Source organism: Vibrio makurazakiensis (genome assembly GCF_050337375.1).
Lineage (GTDB): Bacteria > Pseudomonadota > Gammaproteobacteria > Enterobacterales > Vibrionaceae > Vibrio > Vibrio makurazakiensis.
In genome coordinates, this window is the sequence record NZ_JAKJSW010000084.1 from 1 (window position 1) to 17,750 (window position 17,750).

General features: G+C 43.1%; 19 protein-coding genes and 1 other RNA gene. 10 read left to right on the plus strand and 10 right to left on the minus strand.

Going from position 1 to position 17,750, the window contains the following annotated elements:
- The coding region (gene nadB / locus L4C33_RS11280) for an L-aspartate oxidase (protein WP_428812532.1) at nt 1-1,486 on the plus strand (1,486 nt) is incomplete at its 5' end.
- Nucleotides 1,487-1,533: 47 nt separating this feature from the next.
- Here the strand turns inward: nadB and L4C33_RS11285 are convergent.
- On the minus strand, nt 1,534-1,953 hold the full coding sequence (locus tag L4C33_RS11285; RefSeq protein WP_428812533.1) for a protein YgfX: 420 nt from the start codon (nt 1,951-1,953) through the stop codon (nt 1,534-1,536).
- Nucleotides 1,913-2,173 (minus strand): FAD assembly factor SdhE, encoded by a 261-nt coding sequence (locus L4C33_RS11290; protein ID WP_428812534.1) that lies wholly within the window; start codon nt 2,171-2,173, stop codon nt 1,913-1,915. The genes L4C33_RS11285 and L4C33_RS11290 overlap by 41 nt, the downstream gene beginning before the upstream one ends.
- Nucleotides 2,174-2,341: 168 nt before the next feature.
- On the opposite strand from L4C33_RS11290, the gene ygfZ reads away from it, so the two are divergent.
- The 3 genes from ygfZ to L4C33_RS11305 all read left to right on the plus strand — a co-directional run bounded on the left by ygfZ (nt 2,342) and on the right by L4C33_RS11305 (nt 4,549).
- On the plus strand, nt 2,342-3,313 hold the full coding sequence (gene ygfZ / locus L4C33_RS11295; protein ID WP_428812535.1) for a tRNA-modifying protein YgfZ: 972 nt from the start codon (nt 2,342-2,344) through the stop codon (nt 3,311-3,313).
- Between the two features lie 9 nt (nt 3,314-3,322).
- A complete protein-coding gene (locus tag L4C33_RS11300; protein ID WP_428812549.1) occupies nt 3,323-3,787 on the plus strand; it encodes an aminoacyl-tRNA deacylase in 465 nt (154 codons plus the stop codon).
- Nucleotides 3,788-4,342: 555 nt separating this feature from the next.
- Nucleotides 4,343-4,549, plus strand: a complete 207-nt coding sequence (locus tag L4C33_RS11305) for a DUF1107 domain-containing protein (protein WP_428812536.1) — start codon at nt 4,343-4,345, stop codon at nt 4,547-4,549.
- A 65-nt stretch (nt 4,550-4,614) separates the two neighbouring features.
- Here L4C33_RS11305 and L4C33_RS11310 read toward each other — a convergent pair whose 3' ends face one another.
- The 3 genes from L4C33_RS11310 to L4C33_RS11320 are packed head-to-tail and all read right to left on the minus strand — an operon-like array spanning nt 4,615 to nt 7,636.
- On the minus strand, nt 4,615-5,844 hold the full coding sequence (locus L4C33_RS11310) for an FAD-dependent 2-octaprenylphenol hydroxylase (RefSeq protein ID WP_428812537.1): 1,230 nt from the start codon (nt 5,842-5,844) through the stop codon (nt 4,615-4,617).
- A gap of 14 nt (nt 5,845-5,858) precedes the next feature.
- Complete coding sequence (gene ubiH / locus L4C33_RS11315; RefSeq protein WP_428812538.1) at nt 5,859-7,037, minus strand: 2-octaprenyl-6-methoxyphenyl hydroxylase; 1,179 nt, start codon at nt 7,035-7,037, stop codon at nt 5,859-5,861.
- A 23-nt stretch (nt 7,038-7,060) separates the two neighbouring features.
- Nucleotides 7,061-7,636, minus strand: a complete 576-nt coding sequence (locus L4C33_RS11320; protein WP_428812539.1) for a YecA/YgfB family protein — start codon at nt 7,634-7,636, stop codon at nt 7,061-7,063.
- Nucleotides 7,637-7,943: 307 nt separating this feature from the next.
- Between L4C33_RS11320 and zapA the strand changes: the two genes are divergently transcribed.
- From zapA to serA, 5 genes are all read left to right on the plus strand, one after another.
- Nucleotides 7,944-8,252, plus strand: a complete 309-nt coding sequence (gene zapA, locus L4C33_RS11325; protein ID WP_428812540.1) for a cell division protein ZapA — start codon at nt 7,944-7,946, stop codon at nt 8,250-8,252.
- A gap of 11 nt (nt 8,253-8,263) precedes the next feature.
- Nucleotides 8,264-8,448: non-coding RNA, 6S RNA (ssrS, locus tag L4C33_RS11330), on the plus strand.
- Between the two features lie 6 nt (nt 8,449-8,454).
- Nucleotides 8,455-9,054 carry a 5-formyltetrahydrofolate cyclo-ligase gene (locus L4C33_RS11335; RefSeq protein WP_428812541.1) on the plus strand — a complete coding sequence of 200 codons (600 nt, stop codon included), beginning with the start codon at nt 8,455-8,457 and terminating at the stop codon, nt 9,052-9,054.
- 102 nt (nt 9,055-9,156) lie between these two features.
- Nucleotides 9,157-9,813 (plus strand): ribose-5-phosphate isomerase RpiA, encoded by a 657-nt coding sequence (rpiA, locus tag L4C33_RS11340; RefSeq protein ID WP_428812542.1) that lies wholly within the window; start codon nt 9,157-9,159, stop codon nt 9,811-9,813.
- A 428-nt stretch (nt 9,814-10,241) separates the two neighbouring features.
- Nucleotides 10,242-11,471, plus strand: a complete 1,230-nt coding sequence (serA, locus tag L4C33_RS11345; RefSeq protein ID WP_428812543.1) for a phosphoglycerate dehydrogenase — start codon at nt 10,242-10,244, stop codon at nt 11,469-11,471.
- 62 nt (nt 11,472-11,533) lie between these two features.
- Here the strand turns inward: serA and L4C33_RS11350 are convergent, their stop codons facing one another.
- A complete protein-coding gene (locus L4C33_RS11350; RefSeq protein WP_428812544.1) occupies nt 11,534-12,229 on the minus strand; it encodes an oxidative stress defense protein in 696 nt (231 codons plus the stop codon).
- Nucleotides 12,230-12,336: 107 nt separating this feature from the next.
- A complete protein-coding gene (locus L4C33_RS11355; RefSeq protein WP_428812545.1) occupies nt 12,337-13,233 on the minus strand; it encodes a LysR family transcriptional regulator ArgP in 897 nt (298 codons plus the stop codon).
- A gap of 151 nt (nt 13,234-13,384) precedes the next feature.
- Here L4C33_RS11355 and L4C33_RS11360 point away from each other — a divergent pair, with 151 nt between their 5' ends.
- A complete protein-coding gene (locus L4C33_RS11360) occupies nt 13,385-14,017 on the plus strand; it encodes a LysE/ArgO family amino acid transporter (RefSeq protein WP_428812546.1) in 633 nt (210 codons plus the stop codon).
- Nucleotides 14,018-14,087: 70 nt separating this feature from the next.
- Here L4C33_RS11360 and mscS read toward each other — a convergent pair whose 3' ends face one another.
- From mscS to L4C33_RS11375, 3 genes are all read right to left on the minus strand, one after another.
- Nucleotides 14,088-14,954, minus strand: coding sequence for a small-conductance mechanosensitive channel MscS (mscS, locus tag L4C33_RS11365; protein ID WP_428812547.1), 867 nt, complete (start codon nt 14,952-14,954; stop codon nt 14,088-14,090).
- A gap of 322 nt (nt 14,955-15,276) precedes the next feature.
- A complete protein-coding gene (gene fbaA / locus L4C33_RS11370; RefSeq protein WP_428812550.1) occupies nt 15,277-16,353 on the minus strand; it encodes a class II fructose-bisphosphate aldolase in 1,077 nt (358 codons plus the stop codon).
- A 156-nt stretch (nt 16,354-16,509) separates the two neighbouring features.
- The gene (locus tag L4C33_RS11375; protein WP_428812548.1) at nt 16,510-17,673 is read right to left on the minus strand and encodes a phosphoglycerate kinase; all 1,164 of its coding nucleotides are present in this window, start codon (nt 17,671-17,673) and stop codon (nt 16,510-16,512) included.
- Nucleotides 17,674-17,750: the final 77 nt, after the last annotated feature.

Here is a 17,750-nt window from a genome sequence, read left to right on the forward strand (position 1 = left end):
CACCTATTATGCTCAAGGCGGTATCGCTGCCGTTTTTGACGAGTCTGATAGCATAGAATCCCACGTTGAAGATACTCAAATTGCCGGCGCTGGTCTTTGTGAAGAAGATACGGTGCAATTTATTGCGGAAAACGCAAAAGAATGTGTGCAATGGCTAATTGATGGTGGCGTTCCTTTCGATAAAGAAGAGTCGAAAGATGAAAATGGTAACCCTATTTATCATTTAACCCGAGAAGGTGGGCACAGCCATCGCCGTATTCTACACGCTGCCGATGCAACGGGTATGGCAATGCAAACATCATTGCAAGACAACGTACATAACCATCCGAATATCGAAATCTTTGAGCGTCATAATGCATTAGACCTTATCACCGAAGACAAAATTGGTGGCGAGAAAGATAAGGTTATCGGCGCTTATATTTGGAACCGAAACCAAGAACACGTTGAAACAGTTCGAGCTAAATTTGTCGTTCTTGCAACGGGTGGCGCTTCTAAGGTTTATCAATATACTTCTAACCCCGATGTTTCTTCAGGTGATGGTATCGCTATTGCTTGGCGTGCGGGTTGCCGCGTAGCAAACTTGGAGTTCAACCAGTTCCATCCAACCTGTTTGTTCCATCCAGAAGCTCGCAACTTCTTATTAACGGAAGCATTACGAGGCGAAGGAGCGTACTTACGTCGTCCTGATGGTTCTCGCTTCATGAAAGATTTTGATGAGCGTGGTGAGCTAGCTCCGCGTGATGTGGTTGCTCGTGCTATCGACTTCGAAATGAAACGCCTTGGTGCCGACTGCATGTATGTCGATATCAGCCATAAGCCAGAAGACTTTATTACCGCGCATTTCCCTATGATTCATTCACGGTTGATGGATCTTGGTATTGATATGCGAAAAGAACCAATCCCGATTGTTCCTGCAGCGCACTATACCTGCGGCGGTGTCATGGTCGACAAGCAAGGGCAAACGGATTTAACCAATCTATATGCGATCGGTGAAGTTAGCTACACAGGCTTGCATGGCGCTAACCGTATGGCTTCAAATTCGTTACTGGAATGTGTGGTATACGCGTGGTCAGCAGCAAAACATATCGTAGAAAACATCGAGCAGTCTCAACTATGTGCTGAGCTACCTGCATGGGATGAAAGCCAGGTCACCAACAGTGACGAAGAGGTTATTATTCAACATAACTGGCATGAACTGCGGTTATTCATGTGGGATTACATGGGTATAGTTCGTACTGATAAACGTTTAGAACGTGCAATGCGCCGCATTCAAATGCTGCAGCAAGAAACCCATGAGTACTACAGTAACTTCAAGGTTTCGAACAACTTATTAGAACTGCGTAACCTTCTGCAAGTCGCTGAATTAATGGTACGTTGCGCGATGCAACGTAAGGAAAGTCGAGGTTTACATTACACCTTAGATTACCCTGAACTTGCCAAAGATAGTGGCCCTACGATCTTGTCACCAGAAGATGAGCCACAATGATTGTCTTAGACTAGAGTTCTAGTCACTGTTCACCATCAATAAGGGAGCTAATCAGCTCCCTTATTATTTTCCCGCAGCCTCGACAACATCACTCGATAATCCTTTTCATCACAACTGTCCCTCCATAACAAATACGTCTTTCCATCTGTTAGCTYCAAAACCAACAAATAACGAGCGAAAGTTAACGTCGCCGATGTGACGTACAATACTTTCTGGTTAATTGAAAAACTATTGGGGGCAATGAAATCGATTTCTCCAATGAGCGGAGAATGACAAAAACTCGAGTCACGATATTGAGTAATGACGATTGAAATAAAAACTAATGAAGCAACGAGCGGTAAAGAAGAGAATGTGATGAAGAGTAAAAGGCACCCTGAGATAGTGCCTTTTAATATTTGTTCTTTCGCGGAGCGAGTAAGCCTGAGCTTAACGCACCTTGCTGAGGTTGTGCGCAACAATTTTATCAACCATAGATGCGTGGCCTAAGTTCTCACTACGCCCATGCCCCATAACCCAAGTAAATAAATCTGGGTCATCACACTCAAGCAATGAAACAAAATCGCGTTGCTCTTGATCTTGTAGCGAATCGAAGCATTCCTCAAAAAATGGCATGATCACAACGTCGAGTTCTAGCATCCCACGACGGCAGCCCCATTTAATTCGTGCTTTCTGCTCTGCAGTGTACATTGGTTATCCTCACCTAATATTTTTATCTGGGCTGAGTGTAACAATCCTAAGGCCTTGCAACTACTAAGTGAGTCACAGTCCCTATCGAAGCTTTAAAAAAAACCTAAGCTGACAAAGAAACCTAACGGGATTACCATAGGGATAAATGACTCTGTTAGGAAAATAAAAATGGATTGGCAAAACGACTTTCAGCCACTTGCACACACTAAAAACAGCGAACTTCCTGAATTAATGCTTACACACCTAACGGAGTGGAGCGCAATCACTATGATTGGTGATGATAAAAAATCTTACTTACAAGGCCAAGTTACTTGTGATGTCGTCACTCTGGCTGCAGATGAATCAACCCTAGGTGCTCACTGTGACGCTAAAGGAAAAGTGTGGAGCATCTTCCGCTTATTCAACCACAACGGCGGCTACGCGTTATTCCAGCCTCGTTCAGCAATGGAAACTGAGTTAACGGAAATAAAAAAATACGCAATTTTCTCTAAGGTCGATATTGAAGCAAGTAACGATGTTGCTTTCGGTGTGATGGGCTCTCAAGCTGACAGCTATATCGATAGCCTTTCAGATACTCAAGGGGATGTGCGCCCAGTAGCGGGAGGCACTGCCGTTCGTATCGAGCAAAACCGCTGGTTATTACTGATCAAAGACGTTTCTGCTCAACAATTAGTGAAAGAAACATCGGCGACTAAAGTGGACTCTACACTGTGGCAGTACTTTGACATCTTATCGGCACAACCAAAGGTAACTAAGTCAAATCAGATCGAGCACATCCCTCAGGCTCTAAACTTACAAGCGCTTGATGGCATTAGCTTCACTAAAGGCTGTTACACAGGTCAAGAAACAGTAGCAAGAGCAAAATACCGAGGTATGAATAAGCGTGAAATGTTTATTGTTTCCGGCAACCTAGAGCAGCCATTAGATCCAAACAACAACGCTGAACTTGAAAGAGCAGTTGGTGATAACTGGCGAGGTGCTGGACAGCTACTGGATGTATACCAATTCGATGACGGACAAGCGATCGGACTGATTGTTTTACCCAACAACCTAGATGACGGCGTAAAACTTCGTCTGACAGAGCAGCCAAATACACAATGGGCAATTCAACCACTTCCATACTCTCTCATTGAAGAGTAACCCTCTTTGATAAACACTAAAATCACACAATATCTGGATGAGCAGCAAGTGAGTTACCGCTTGCTGCACCAAAGCAAACCAACGACCTCTATTGATGACACGGCGCAAGAACGAGGGGTTGAACCATCGCAAATGATCAAGTGCATCTTACTACGCGATATGGACAACAATTACACCCTCGCCTGTTCTTCTGGGGATCAATCCATTGATCCAAAAAAGGTGCGAGCTTTCTTACAATGTCGACGCATGACTTGCGTCAGTATCGATGATGTAGAAACAATCACTGGCTTTAAAGTTGGCACTGTCGGGCCACTACAACTGAAGTTCAATCTGCCAATTATTTTTGATCATTCATTAAAAGAAAAAAACTGGGTGACGATCAGTTCTGGCGATCGTATGGCTGGTATCGCGATTTCAATGGAAGATCTAGTCGCCTTATCCAACCCTAAGTTTGCATCAATCAATAAAGACTGACTCATTAATCATTTACATTGCAAGCTGGTTACTTATTCTCATAAGAAATGCGACATAAGCCTTAGTCATGACAAATTAATAGTGAATCATTAATCAAAAAACAAACATAAGTAGTCAGAAGGATTGAATTAGGGTAACCTAATTTTGTTGGTTAGGCCTTGAACAGTAAAGCCTAGCCACGTAAGTGAATCCACTGAGTAACATCAGTATCCACTTTTGTGTAATGCATCTGTGACTATTCGCCCGTACTTTTACGGGCATTTTTTTACCTGAAACTTTCCTTCCTATTACGCAAAAAATAAAAATCCGACTATTCTTAAAAATGTAACAAGGATATTGCTTAATATTGCCGTCTCCAAAAGAGATGGTTCACTAAGTGATTCTAATTTGAGGAGGATCTCACGTTAAATCAGATATTTGCYATTAGAACTGCTTACAGCAGCACAAATATCTATTTTCATTCATATCTACTGCTTTTTACTCCACTTTTATCACAATAACTTCCGTGGAGTTTTTCTATAATCGTTTCGCTAGGTAAATATAAGGACAACAAGAATGAGACTGTTTAAGCGCTATACACCCGGTATGATTGCTAAACACGTAAGTCGACTTTTTAAAGGACGAATCTACATTTACGGTGTTGGGAAATTTGAATTTGATAATGGCAAACTTGTCTTGCCAGATCGCGCAGAAAAGCGCCACTTTCAGACAGTGAAAGAGATCAATCAAGAAATTATGAGATTGCGTTGCGCATATGCTTAGTTGGACTTAAAGAATTGAAAAGGGTTGGCAAATGCCAACCCTTTATTATTTATAACCTGCGTCATTTAAACCTTACTTTGCAGTAACTTCTGCTTAGCAAGTTCAGGTAAGTTGCCACTTAACCCCAATGCCCGTTTCATGATTTCATCTTTAGCACCCGGAAGTTGTCCCGCAAGCTTCATCCCAATACCTCGGATTAACTTCTTAGCAGGGTTATCACCCTCAAACAGGTCTTTAAAGCCCTGCATAGATGCAATCATCTTAGCGGCTTCTGCCTTGCGCCAGCGTTCATAGCCACGAAGGTTACGCTTCAAGCCGATATCTTCACCGTGCTCCCAAAGCTTCGTTATTTCTTGGGCTAGACTCGCAGCATCTAGTAAACCTAAATTAACACCTTGCCCCGCTAATGGGTGAATCGTGTGCGCTGCATCGCCCACTAAAGCGACGCGTTCTACCGCAAAGTCTCGTGCATATCGCATACGTAGCGGGAAGGCAAACCTATCGCCAACCACTTCACATAAACCTAACTTCGCATCAAACTCTGCAGTTAGTGCTTTATTAAACTCACCAGTCGACATTGCAACGAGTTTATCAGCGCGGTTAGGCTCTGTTGACCAAACAATCGAACTCATGTTCGGCTCTTGCATCGGTAAAAAAGCCAATGGACCTTGAGGTGTAAAGATCTGTCTTGCAACAGATTGATGAGGCGAAGCTGTTTTAATGTTGGCAACAATAGCGCTGTGCCCGTAATCCCAATGTGTGAGCGGGATATCTTGCTGCTTACGAACCCAAGAATTCGCACCATCGGCGCCAACAACTAGCTTGGCAGTCAATGATTGCCCATTATCAAGAGTTAACCAGGCTTCGCTTTCTCCAATCGCTAAAGATTGGCAGGTACAAGGCATGTGTACTGTCACATTGTCTTGTTTCTGTACTTGCTCTAATAGCGCCAATTGAATCACACGGTTTTCAACAATATGGCCCAAGTTGGCTTGTGCTAGTCGGCTAGAATCAAACTCTATACGCGCAAAACTGTCTTGTTCCCAAACTTCCATCGCCTGATATGGCGCAGCTCTTAACTGCTGAATACCTTGCCAAGCACCCAAATTACGTAAAATGGTTTCGCTCGAACGGCTCAAAGCTGAAACTCGCACATCTGGCAACTCGTTCAATTGGTCGTTTGGAACTTTACCTTCAATGACTGCGATTCTTAAATCACTGTCTTTAAACGCTGCAGCCAATGCCAAACCAACCATTCCACCACCAACAATGGCAATATCTACACTTTGCATCATTTTGTATTTCTACCTTATCTATCTACTAGGCCAAGCGTATGACGCAAAAGTGGACCTTTAAGAGGGGGAAGATTATCGATTGCTGCGAGTCCAACATTACGTCCAATACGAGTCGCTAACCAATCATTTGAAAAGAGATGGACTAAACTTGAGGTCAACGCAATAGTTGTGGTTCGGTCTTGTTCTCTACGCTTTCTAAAGTTAACTAAACCACTATAACGTCCAACATCATCCAGTTGCTCGCAAAGCGATTCAGCCAATGAAGCTACGTCACGTATCCCCAGGTTAAATCCTTGTCCAGCAATCGGGTGCAATGTTTGAGCTGCGTTACCTACAATTGCAAAGCGATGAGAAATATTCTGTTCACGATAACGGAGTATTAATGGATAACTGGCACGTTGACCCACTTTTTTCAACTCACCTAAACGCCAACCGAAATCCGATTGCAACTGCGTTAAAAAGCTCTGTTCATCTAATGCCACGACACGACTTGCTTCTTCCGGTGGCAAACACCAAACCAATGAAAGTCTGTTGTCACTCATCGGTAATAAGGCGACGGGGCCATGATGAGTAAAACGCTCGAAGGCTCTACCATTATGCGGCTCACTAGCGACAATATTAGCGATAACAGCCACTTGTTCAAAGTCATGCTCGGCAAGTGGAATACCAAGTTGTTCACAACAAGTCGAAATTGCACCGTCCGCAGCCACCAGCAGTTTAGTCGAGATATTCTGACCACTTGTCAGCTCAATATTTGTATGCGTTTCGGTACGTTCAACCTTTTTGACTGAATCTGGACAAAACAGAGCAATTGAAGTTTCTGACTCAAGTTTTTGCTGATAAATTCGGCCAACGTCCGCTAGCTCAACAACGTAGCCTAACGCATCAACGGCGAAGTCTTTGCTATAGATATCCGTCATTCCGGCATGGCCACGGTCAGAGACATGAATGTCTTGAATGGGCGTTGCGACCGAAGCTATAGATTGCCACAATTGGAATGAATCCAAAATTTGAACTGTGCCATATGACAGCGCGATGGAACGAGAATCAAAGCCGGGATGAGCTTGTTGGTCGACCTGAAAAGGTTCAACAACAGCTATCGAAAGCGACCGCTGACTGATCTGATTGAGAGCAAGCGCTAACGTCGCGCCAGCCATCGCCCCACCTGCAATTACAACATCAAACTGAGCCATTGAAACCTCAACAGAAAAACAAGTTAGTGGATCGTAGGTGCCGATTCTTCAGACGGGCGAGCACCGAATTCTGCATGAATCGTTAGCGCGCACGCTTTAACGTGTTCAATTACATGCTCAAGCAATTGAGCTTGCTCTTCTAAGTCATCATCTTCATCAATACCAAGCTTTGCCATTTCTTCTAGATCAGCCAGAGCTTCTTTAGTGCCATCTGATGCTTTATTGAGTTGAGCACCAACTAAACCTAAACCCGAGATAAAATGATTAATCCAATCCGAAACACCATCAGCTAAATCAAAAACACTTGCGCTCGCATCTTCATCAGGTAAAAGCAGAGATAACTCCATGCCTGAACCCGTAATTTCACCGGTTGTAACTTTTAGAGTCGCTTCGGCTAGTGTCAAAGCACGGTCTGGCCAGCCCATACCTTCATTCGTGTAATCAAAGATAAGAGGTTGCCAACTTTTATCTGCCAAGTTCAAGCCGCCGCTTAACATGCCAGTTAATAGCCCATGCATTTCAGCTGGGTTTACAGCTAAGCTTGCTGATTGAAGTTCAGTCGCAACGGTTAGGTAGTCAGGTAAAGTAGTTTCGCTCATCAGATAGCTCGCTCAATAGTTCTTTATTTCATTACTATCAATCGTACCACTTCACCCCAATTCTGGTAAGCATCGATCCCCTGCAATTATTGCGTGAGTGTCTATCAAACGTTCAATTTGCTGAATTACTGTGTGCTCAAGCTCTCATTTACACACAGTCACTCTTAAAAGCTTGAATCTTAATTGCGGTTTACCTATAGTTTCCTCCTCAGAGGAGATAGCTTCCTCAGCGGTACTTGCACTTTTCTTTCTCATCAATGACAAAGGGCAACAGCCTTAGATTAGCGCGTTAAAGAGTTCATTCATCATGAGTAATCAAGCGGTAGACGTTGAAATTTTAGGAAAACTGACTCGAGTTAATTGCCCGCCAGGTCAAGAAGAGTCATTAACTGCAGCGGCGGCCGATCTTGATAATCGATTGAAAGAGATGGCTGAACGTACTAAGGTAACCAATGAAGTGAAACTGCTTACCATTGCAGCTCTGAACATTTGTTATGAGCTACAAACCAAGCAGTATGAAGCTARCGACGAACAAAACGCACTGACCGAGCGAATGGAACAGCTCACTACATCACTTAGCGATGTACTCAGTAAAGTTAAGCACGGACAGCAATAGCGTACACAAAATTTACCCTGGAGTGTTTGTCAGAGGATTCACGTCCCCGAGCCGATAAGCAATCCCTAAGGGTTAGTACTTGAGTGCTATTGAGCATGCTCGGCTTGTACCGAGAAGCCTACGGTAATCATTGCTGATCCGCCTTGAACTCGCTGGTTCAAGGGCCATCTATTCTCAACGGCACTTTGGGGTATTCCTTCTTATGAAGACGCTCACACGCAGCGAATTTCGCAAACAAATCCGTCAAATTCGAAATGCACTTCCTAGCGAACAGCAACACGCCGCCAGTCTCGATTTAATTAATCAATTTTCCGTTTTACCAAACGTTAAGCAAGCTCGGCATATCGCGCTGTATATTTCTGCAGATGGTGAGCTCGATACTACCCCGCTAATCGAATGGCTTTGGGCACAAGGGAAACAAGTCTATTTACCTGTACTTCACCCTTTTTCAGCTGGGCATCTACTCTTTCTTCATTACACACCAACCACTCCTTTAACCTATAACAAATATGGCATTGTTGAACCGATACTCAACCAAACCATTGTGAAACCGGTTAAAGACCTAGATATGATTTGCACTCCGTTAGTTGGATTTGACTCTCATGGTCACCGACTTGGTATGGGTGGCGGTTATTATGACCGAACTCTTGCCCGCTGGTTCAAAACAGGCGAAGGCGCTTCGCCTATTGGCATTGCCCATGACTGCCAACATGTTGAACAACTACCAACTGAAAAGTGGGATGTACCACTCCCAAAAATCGTGACACCAAGTAAAACTTGGCAATGGGAAAATAACCATTAAAGCGCTATAATCGCGCCGCAAACGTTAACCTCGATATATAAACGTTAACTTCAATACGCGAACGATTAATTCAAAGCGCACGACCTTATTCAGGAGAATGGCATGACTCAAGATGAAATGAAAAAAGCAGCTGGCTGGGCAGCACTTCAGTATGTTGAAGAAGGCAGCATTGTAGGTGTAGGTACTGGCTCTACAGTAAATCACTTCATCGACGCACTAGGCACAATGAAAGACAAGATTAAAGGTGCGGTTTCAAGCTCTGTAGCCTCTACTGAAAAGCTAGAAGCACTAGAAATCAAAGTTTTTGAGTGTAATGACGTAGCGAAACTCGACATTTATGTTGATGGTGCGGACGAGATTAATGGTTCACGCGATATGATCAAAGGCGGCGGTGCTGCTCTAACTCGTGAAAAAATCGTTGCTGCTATTTCTGACAAATTCGTGTGTATCGTTGATGGCACAAAGGCTGTTGACGTATTAGGTAAATTTCCTCTACCAGTTGAAGTTATCCCAATGGCACGTTCATACGTTGCACGTGAACTACTAAAACTTGGTGGTGACCCAGTTTACCGCGAAGGTTGCACAACCGATAACGGCAACATGATCCTAGACGTTTACGGCATGGCGATTGAAAACCCTAAACAACTAGAAGATACCATCAATGGTATTGCTGGTGTGGTTACCGTTGGTCTATTCGCTCACCGTGGTGCTGACATCGTGATCACCGGCACTCCTGAAGGTGCAAAAATAGAAGAATAAGGCGTAAATAGCTCTTCCAAGTTGAGCGCATCATTTTTGATAGTAAAGGTCATTACTTTTCAGTTATCTGTTTCAGTATTCATTTTATTTGTTTAAATACTAACCTTGCTGATAACCCTTTACTCGGCGCTCAAGGCTAGGTGGTTTGACTGTTTTATCCAGCCAACTCCCTCGAGTAGATTGCTATATTTCGTCATTTGATTACAAGCGGTGCCTAATGGCGCCGTTTTTTTATTTGTGACGCATAAAATTATGGCTTATTCCGTAATTTTCTTACCCAAAACATTTTTTTTTTGTTACTTTATTGTTCAGAAGACGCACAGGGAAACGTTTGTCTCTATACAGAATGGGCTATTTATCCCCTTTTAAGCCATTTTGTAGCACGTGCGCCGCATTTGCCCACCTTTCCATTTTAAAGGACGAGAACAATGGCTAAAGTGTCACTGGATAAAGAAAAAATAAAAATCGTACTTCTTGAAGGTCTACATCCTTCTTCTGTAGAAGTTCTACAAGCCGCTGGTTACACCAATATTGAATACCACAAAGGTTCACTTCCTGAGTCAGAACTTTTAGAAGCAGTAAAAGATGCGCACTTTATTGGTATCCGTTCTCGTACAAACATCTCCCAAGAAGTTATCGACGCTGCTGAGAAACTCGTTGCAATCGGCTGCTTCTGTATCGGTACAAACCAAGTTGACCTGAATGCTGCAGCTAAGCGTGGTATCCCGGTATTTAACGCACCTTTCTCAAATACCCGTAGTGTGGCTGAGCTGGTACTTGGTCAAGTCCTTCTTCTGCTTCGCGGTATCCCAGAGAAGAATGCTCTTGCTCACCGTGGTATCTGGAAGAAGAGTGCTGATAACTCGTACGAAGCTCGTGGTAAGCGTTTAGGTATTATCGGTTATGGCCACATAGGTACTCAGCTGGGTATTATTGCGGAAAACCTAGGTATGCGTGTTTACTTCTACGATATCGAAAACAAGCTGTCTCTGGGTAACGCAACTCAAGTTCACACTATGACTGAGCTGCTAAACAAGTGTGATGTCATTTCTTTACACGTTCCAGAAACAAACGAAACTAAGAACATGATGGGTAAAGAAGAATTCGAGCGCATGAAGCCTGGTTCTATCTTTATCAACGCAGCACGCGGCACCATTGTCGATATTCCTGCACTTTGTGGAGCACTTGATTCTGGTCACCTTGCTGGTGCAGCGATCGATGTGTTCCCAACTGAACCAAAAACCAATGCAGACCCATTCGAGTCTCCATTAATGCAGTTTGATAACGTGATCCTAACGCCGCACGTAGGTGGTTCAACTCAAGAAGCACAAGAAAACATCGGTGTTGAAGTTGCGGGTAAGCTTGCGAAGTACTCAGATAACGGCTCTACACTATCAAGTGTTAACTTCCCTGAAGTATCTCTTCCGCTGCATACTGGTACTTCTCGCCTTCTGCATATTCACGAAAACCGCCCAGGTATCCTGACTCAAATCAATACTATCTTCGCTGAAGAAGGGATCAACATCGCTGGTCAGTACCTACAAACAGCATCTGAAATGGGCTATGTGGTTATTGATGTTGAGGCTGATCGTTCGGAAGAAGCTCTGCTGAAACTGAAAGAGATCGAAGGCACAATCCGTGCTCGTCTACTTCACTAATTCACAGTATTAACGTGAATAAAAAAGGCTCTCAAATGAGAGCCTTTCGTTTACCTGTCGTACTAATCTTCGAGCTGATAAATCACATCAACGCGGTCGCGTATACGAATAATAGAGTCCTGATAAGTGCTAGACTCAGTTCTCGCGTCCATCGCCATCGAACGCATTAATACTGGCTGAACAGACTGTGCGTTATAACTAATACGCCACACTTGTCCAAGGTCACGCTCAAACCCTTCAGCTAGAGAGCCAGCTTTTTGGTTTGCATCTTTAATCGCAGCTGAACGAGCTTGCTGTTGATATTTTGCTTGATCACGAACTTGCAGTTGAATGCTTTCAACTTGGTTAATCCCTTCTCCTAATGCAATATCCAAGTATTCATTAAGTTTATTTAAATCATCAACTTGAACCGTCACATTGCGTGAAGCGCGGTAACCAACTAGTTCTGGCTTGCCAGTTTTTGGGTAATGGTATTGAGGCGCAAGATATAGGTTAGAGCTGCTGATGTTTGCCGACTCTACACCCGAACTATCCAACTTATTTACAAAGGAGGTCACGACTTTATCGACTGTCGCTTTAGCTTGTTCAGCTGTCATTGTGGATTCAACAACTTTAACTGAGAATGTCGCCATATCAGGTGTAGCGACAACTTCGCCATAACCTGTCGTTGATATATGTGGAAAACTAGGCGCTTCTGCAAGTGCATTCACACTAAACGTACTGGCGAGAGCGATAAGCATACTTGGTACAAATTTCATGAAATAACCTTGTTTGGGCAAATACGCTTACATAATAGATGAATTTAATTGCTAACCAATCCATCTCGTAAAGATCTAACACAACTTTGACTGTGTTAATAAACCATCTATTGAGGCAGGTTGTTACGAGCAAAACTCAGGATCGCTTGTGATAGATCTTTTAGGATTCCACTTTCTAATTGCCAGTGATGCCAGTAAATACGATAGGAAAGTAAGAACCCTGGTGTAATGTCGATCAATACTCCAGAGCTCAATTCATCGACAATTTGCAGGCGAGGGATCAAACAGTAGGCAACTCCAGATCTTGCTAGCTTCACAAAAGCTTCTGAACTTCCAACGGTATGATTGATCACGCTATCTCTTGGAACATTGAAATGATCATGAAGAAACTTTTTATGTAGATCGTCATATTGGTCATAGGATACAGCGGGCGCTTTCGTTAACGTCGAATAATTCACACCCTCACAAAAATAGCGTTGATAAAACTCCGGGCTAGCCACACATACGTAATCCATTCGCCCTAAATAGTCTGCAGAGCAACCTGAAATAGGCTGAGATTCAAGGCTAATAGCGCCTGAGACTTCCCCACTTTTTATCTTCTCAATAGTTCGCCCTTCACCATGAATCACTAGGTTTAATTCGACCTTTCTAGAGCTCATTACCTCAGATATTGCTGGTAATAGCCAAGTCGCCAAACTGTCTGCGTTGGTGGCTATAGAGATAGACAAAGGCGGTAAGTTGCCCTCATCCATGAATTCTGGAACAAGTTCATTTTCAAGTAACCGTACACGTCGGTATAAACCGAGCAACTTTTTTCCGACCGGAGTTGGTCGAGGTGGAGACTCACGGACTAATGCTGGTTGCGCTAACCATTTTTCGAGTTGCTTTATTCTCTGGGAAACAGCGGACTGAGAAATATAGAGGTGCTCAGCCGCTCGTTCAAAACTTTGCTGTTCTACCACAGCATCCAATGCTTCTAGCCATTTGTAATCCAACCCTCTCATTATCTCCTCCACCTTACTCAACAATTAACTACTTCAGCACTCACATTAGCAACTCTAATATCTTATTAAAATCATTAATTATACTAATAAGATTACTCAGAGTATCTTCTCGGTATCGGTCTTAGACTAATGAATATATCAGGAGGCAAAAATGAATTTGTGGGTTTTGTTACAAGGTTTTGGGCTTGGAGCGACCATGATTATCCCAATCGGTGCTCAAAATGCTTATGTGTTGAATCAAGGCATTAAACGCAATCATCACCTCACAACTGCAACAATTTGTAGCCTTTTAGATACTCTATTTATTTCGCTAGGAATTTTTGGTGGTGGCGCTATCTTGTCACAAAACGAACTGCTACTAACCTCCGTAACACTTGGAGGAATCGCATTCTTGTCTATCTATGGATTGCTTTCACTTAAGAGTGCATTCAAGCCAGAGAGCCATGGAGAGACAAAGGGAGAGGTATTAGCTCGCGGTAAACGTACGGTAGTTCTAGGTGCCCTTGCTGTTACAGTTTTAAACCCACATCTCTATTTAGATACAGTCGTTATTCTTGGGTCAATCGGAGGTCAATTTGAAGGTAATGATAGAGTTGCTTTCGCGATGGGTACTGTTCTCGCTTCATTTGTTTGGTTTTATTCCCTCTCTCTGGGAGCCGCTAAATTGGGTCCGACTTTATCAAAACCTAACGTAAAGAAAGGCATTGATATTGCCATCGCAACTATGATGTTTGTAATTGCTGGAATACTAGCTCATGGCCTGATAGATCAATACCTAAGCTAACCCTTCCCCCTAAGAACCAAAAAGCGCAGACCTAAGTCTGCGCTTTTGTATATTCACGATAGAAACTTATTTACGCATCTACTTTATTCAAGTGAACATCCATTTGTGGGAATGGAATCTCAATACCTTCATTATCCAAGCCTTCTTTGATTGCTTGCATTAGGTCGAAATAAACATTCCAGTAATCCGCTGTTTTTACCCATGGGCGAACCACAAAGTTCACAGAAGAATCAGCTAATGTATGAACACCAACTTGTACGCCTGGCTCTTTCAAAACACGCTCATCTGATTCACAGATTTTAGTAAGCAATTCTTTGGTTTGCTGAAGATTAGCGCCGTAAGACACACCAATCATCAAATCAACACGACGAGTATCGTGGCGAGAATAGTTAGTAATCGGGCTACCAATAACACTACCGTTTGGTACTACAACCATTTTGTTATCAGGCGTTGTTAGAACCGTTTGGAAAATTTGAATCGACTCAACAGAACCAGCAACACCACCAATTTCTACATAGTCGCCTGATTTGAATGGGCGGAAGCCAACAATCAAAACACCAGCTGCGAAGTTTGACAGTGAACCTTGTAATGCTAGACCAATAGCTAAGCCGGCTGCACCAATAACAGCAACGACAGAAGCGGTTTGAACGCCTAAGCGACCCAGAGCGGCAATTAGAACAATAACAAACAGTAGGTAACGTACAAGACCATGAATAAACTCTACAACGGCCTTATCCATTTTCTTCTTCTGAAGAACCTTAGCCACACTATTCGCAACGCCTTTAACGATTAAGTTACCAATAAACAGAATAACAAGAGCTGAGATGATGTTTACACCGTATTGAATAAACAGATCTGAGTTATTTGTTAGCCACTGCTCTGCGTGAGACAGACCATCGACGATTGGAGTTTCAAGTTCCTTCGAACCACCAGACATAATGTGTATCCTCTATGTAATGAGCTATGAACTTAGCTGCCTTTAGCAACAAATTATTGCCAAATCCTTATAAACAAACTGAATCAATGTCAGTTTTTCGGCACGATATCCTATCTTTGACTAATTGCAAAGTCATGTTTCCGTAAATAATTACAGAACAAGAAGTTACTAACTTTCATCAATATCGACTCTTAAAAGATTACGTAATTTAATCAATAGAAGCTAGAGTTTTTGTCACTTTGAAAATACTTTTTCTTAAACGAAAAAAAAGCCGCTCAATGAGCGGCTTTTTAAAACTTAGAAAGTACTTAATTCAGTCGAATYATAGTACGTCTACAGCGTTAAGGTCAGCAAATGCTTTTTCAAGACGAGTAACCATTGACGCTTGACCAGCACGTAGCCATACGCGTGGATCGTAGTACTTCTTGTTTGGAGAAGCTTCGCCAGTTGGGTTACCGATTTGACCTTGTAGGAAATCGAAGTTGTCAGCAGAGTACTGACGGATACCATCCCAAGTTGCCCACTGTGTATCAGTATCGATGTTCATTTTGATAACACCGTAGCCGATAGACTCTTGGATTTCTGCTTCAGAAGAACCAGAACCACCGTGGAATACGAAGTTTAGAGCGTTAGGTGCGATACCGAACTTCTCTGCACAGTATGCTTGAGAGTCACGTAGGATAGTTGGAGTAAGTACAACGTTACCAGCTTGGTAAACACCGTGTACGTTACCGAAAGAAGCAGCGATAGTGAAACGTGGGCTAACAGCCATTAGTTTCTCGTATGCGTATGCTACGTCTTCTGGAGAAGTGTAAAGCTCAGATGCGTCCATATCAGAGTTATCAACGCCGTCTTCTTCACCACCAGTACAACCAAGTTCGATCTCGATTGTCATGTCCATTTTAGCCATGCGAGCTAGGTAAGTAGCACATGTCTCGATGTTCTCTTCTAGAGACTCTTCAGAAAGGTCTAGCATGTGAGAAGAGAATAATGGCTTACCAGTTTGTGCGAAGAACTCTTCACCAGCATCTAGTAGACCGTCGATCCATGGAAGAAGTTTCTTAGCAGCGTGGTCAGTATGTAGAATAACTGGAACACCGTAAGCTTCAGCAACAGCGTGAACGTATTTCGCGCCAGCTACAGCACCAAGAACTTGTGCGCCTTGACCTTCAAGTTTAACGCCTTTACCTGCGAAGAATGCAGCGCCGCCGTTAGAGAACTGAACAACAACTGGAGACTTAACTTTAGCAGCTGCTTCTAGTACTGCGTTTACAGAGTCAGTACCAACAACGTTTACTGCTGGAAGAGCAAATTTGTTTTCTTTTGCTACTTCAAATACTTTCTGTACGTCATCGCCAGAAATTACACCAGGTTTTACAAAATCGAAGATCTTAGACATGGAAATAGTCCTATTTATTCTATTCGTTTTAAGATTAAAAAACTTAAGTTTAAAAGTTTGCAATCGTTTGCTCACAACTTGTGCCATTCTAGCAAAAAAGTGTGATATGCCGCAAACGTTAAAAGGCGAGATTCACATCTCGCCTTTTTCAATTCATTACGCTTTAGCGCGTTCTTCTAGCATAGCAACAGCTGGAAGTACTTTACCTTCAACAAACTCAAGGAAAGCGCCACCGCCAGTAGAGATGTAAGATACGTCAGCTTTAATACCGAACTTATCGATAGCCGCTAGCGTGTCACCACCACCCGCAACAGAGAAGCCTGCAGAGTCAGCGATTGCTTTAGAGATGCCTGCCGTACCCGCTTCGAAGTTCTTAAATTCGAATACGCCTACAGGGCCGTTCCAAAGGATAGTTTTTGCGTTGCCGATGATTTCAGCTAGTGCTGCAGTTGAATCTGGGCCAAGGTCGAAGATCATGTCGTCGTCTTGAACTTCAGAAACGTGCTTGATTTCAGCTTCTGCGTTTTCGTCGAATGCTTTAGCACATGCAACGTCAGTTGCTACTGGAATAGCACACTCTTTCATTAGCTTTTGAGCTGTTTCAACTAGGTCTGCTTCGTAAAGAGACTTACCTACGTTGTGACCTTCAGCAGCAATGAACGTGTTCGCAATACCACCACCAACAACAAGTTGGTCAGCGATTTTAGATAGAGACTCAAGAACAGTTAGCTTAGTAGAAACTTTAGAGCCACCAACGATAGCCACTAGTGGACGAGCTGGGTTATCCATTGCTTTACCAAGTGCTTCAAGTTCAGCAGCTAGAAGAGGACCAGCACATGCTACAGGAGCATAAGTACCAACGCCGTGTGTAGAAGCTTGTGCACGGTGAGCTGTACCGAATGCATCCATTACGAAGATGTCACATAGTGCAGCGTATTGCTTAGAAAGCGCTTCTTCGTTCTTCTTCTCGCCTTTGTTAAAACGAACGTTTTCAAGAACAACAAGTTCACCAGCGTTAAGTTCTAGACCGTTTACGTAGTCTTTAGCTAGTTTAACGTCGCAGTCTAGTGCGTCGTTTAGGTAATTAACTACAGGAGCTAGAGAGAACTCTTCGTTGTATTCGCCTTCAGTAGGACGACCAAGGTGAGAAGTAACCATTACCTTTGCGCCAGCTTCTAGGCAAAGTTTGATAGTTGGTAGAGATGCAAGGATACGAGCATCTGAAGTTACTTTACCGTCTTTTACTGGTACGTTTAGGTCAGCACGGATAAATACGCGTTTACCTGCAAGTTCCAGGTCAGTCATCTTGATCACAGACATGATTTGTCCTCTCAAATTTAAATAAAWATAAAGTTTTGGAAACTCAGCAACCCTGCTAAGCCTATAAATTATTCAAC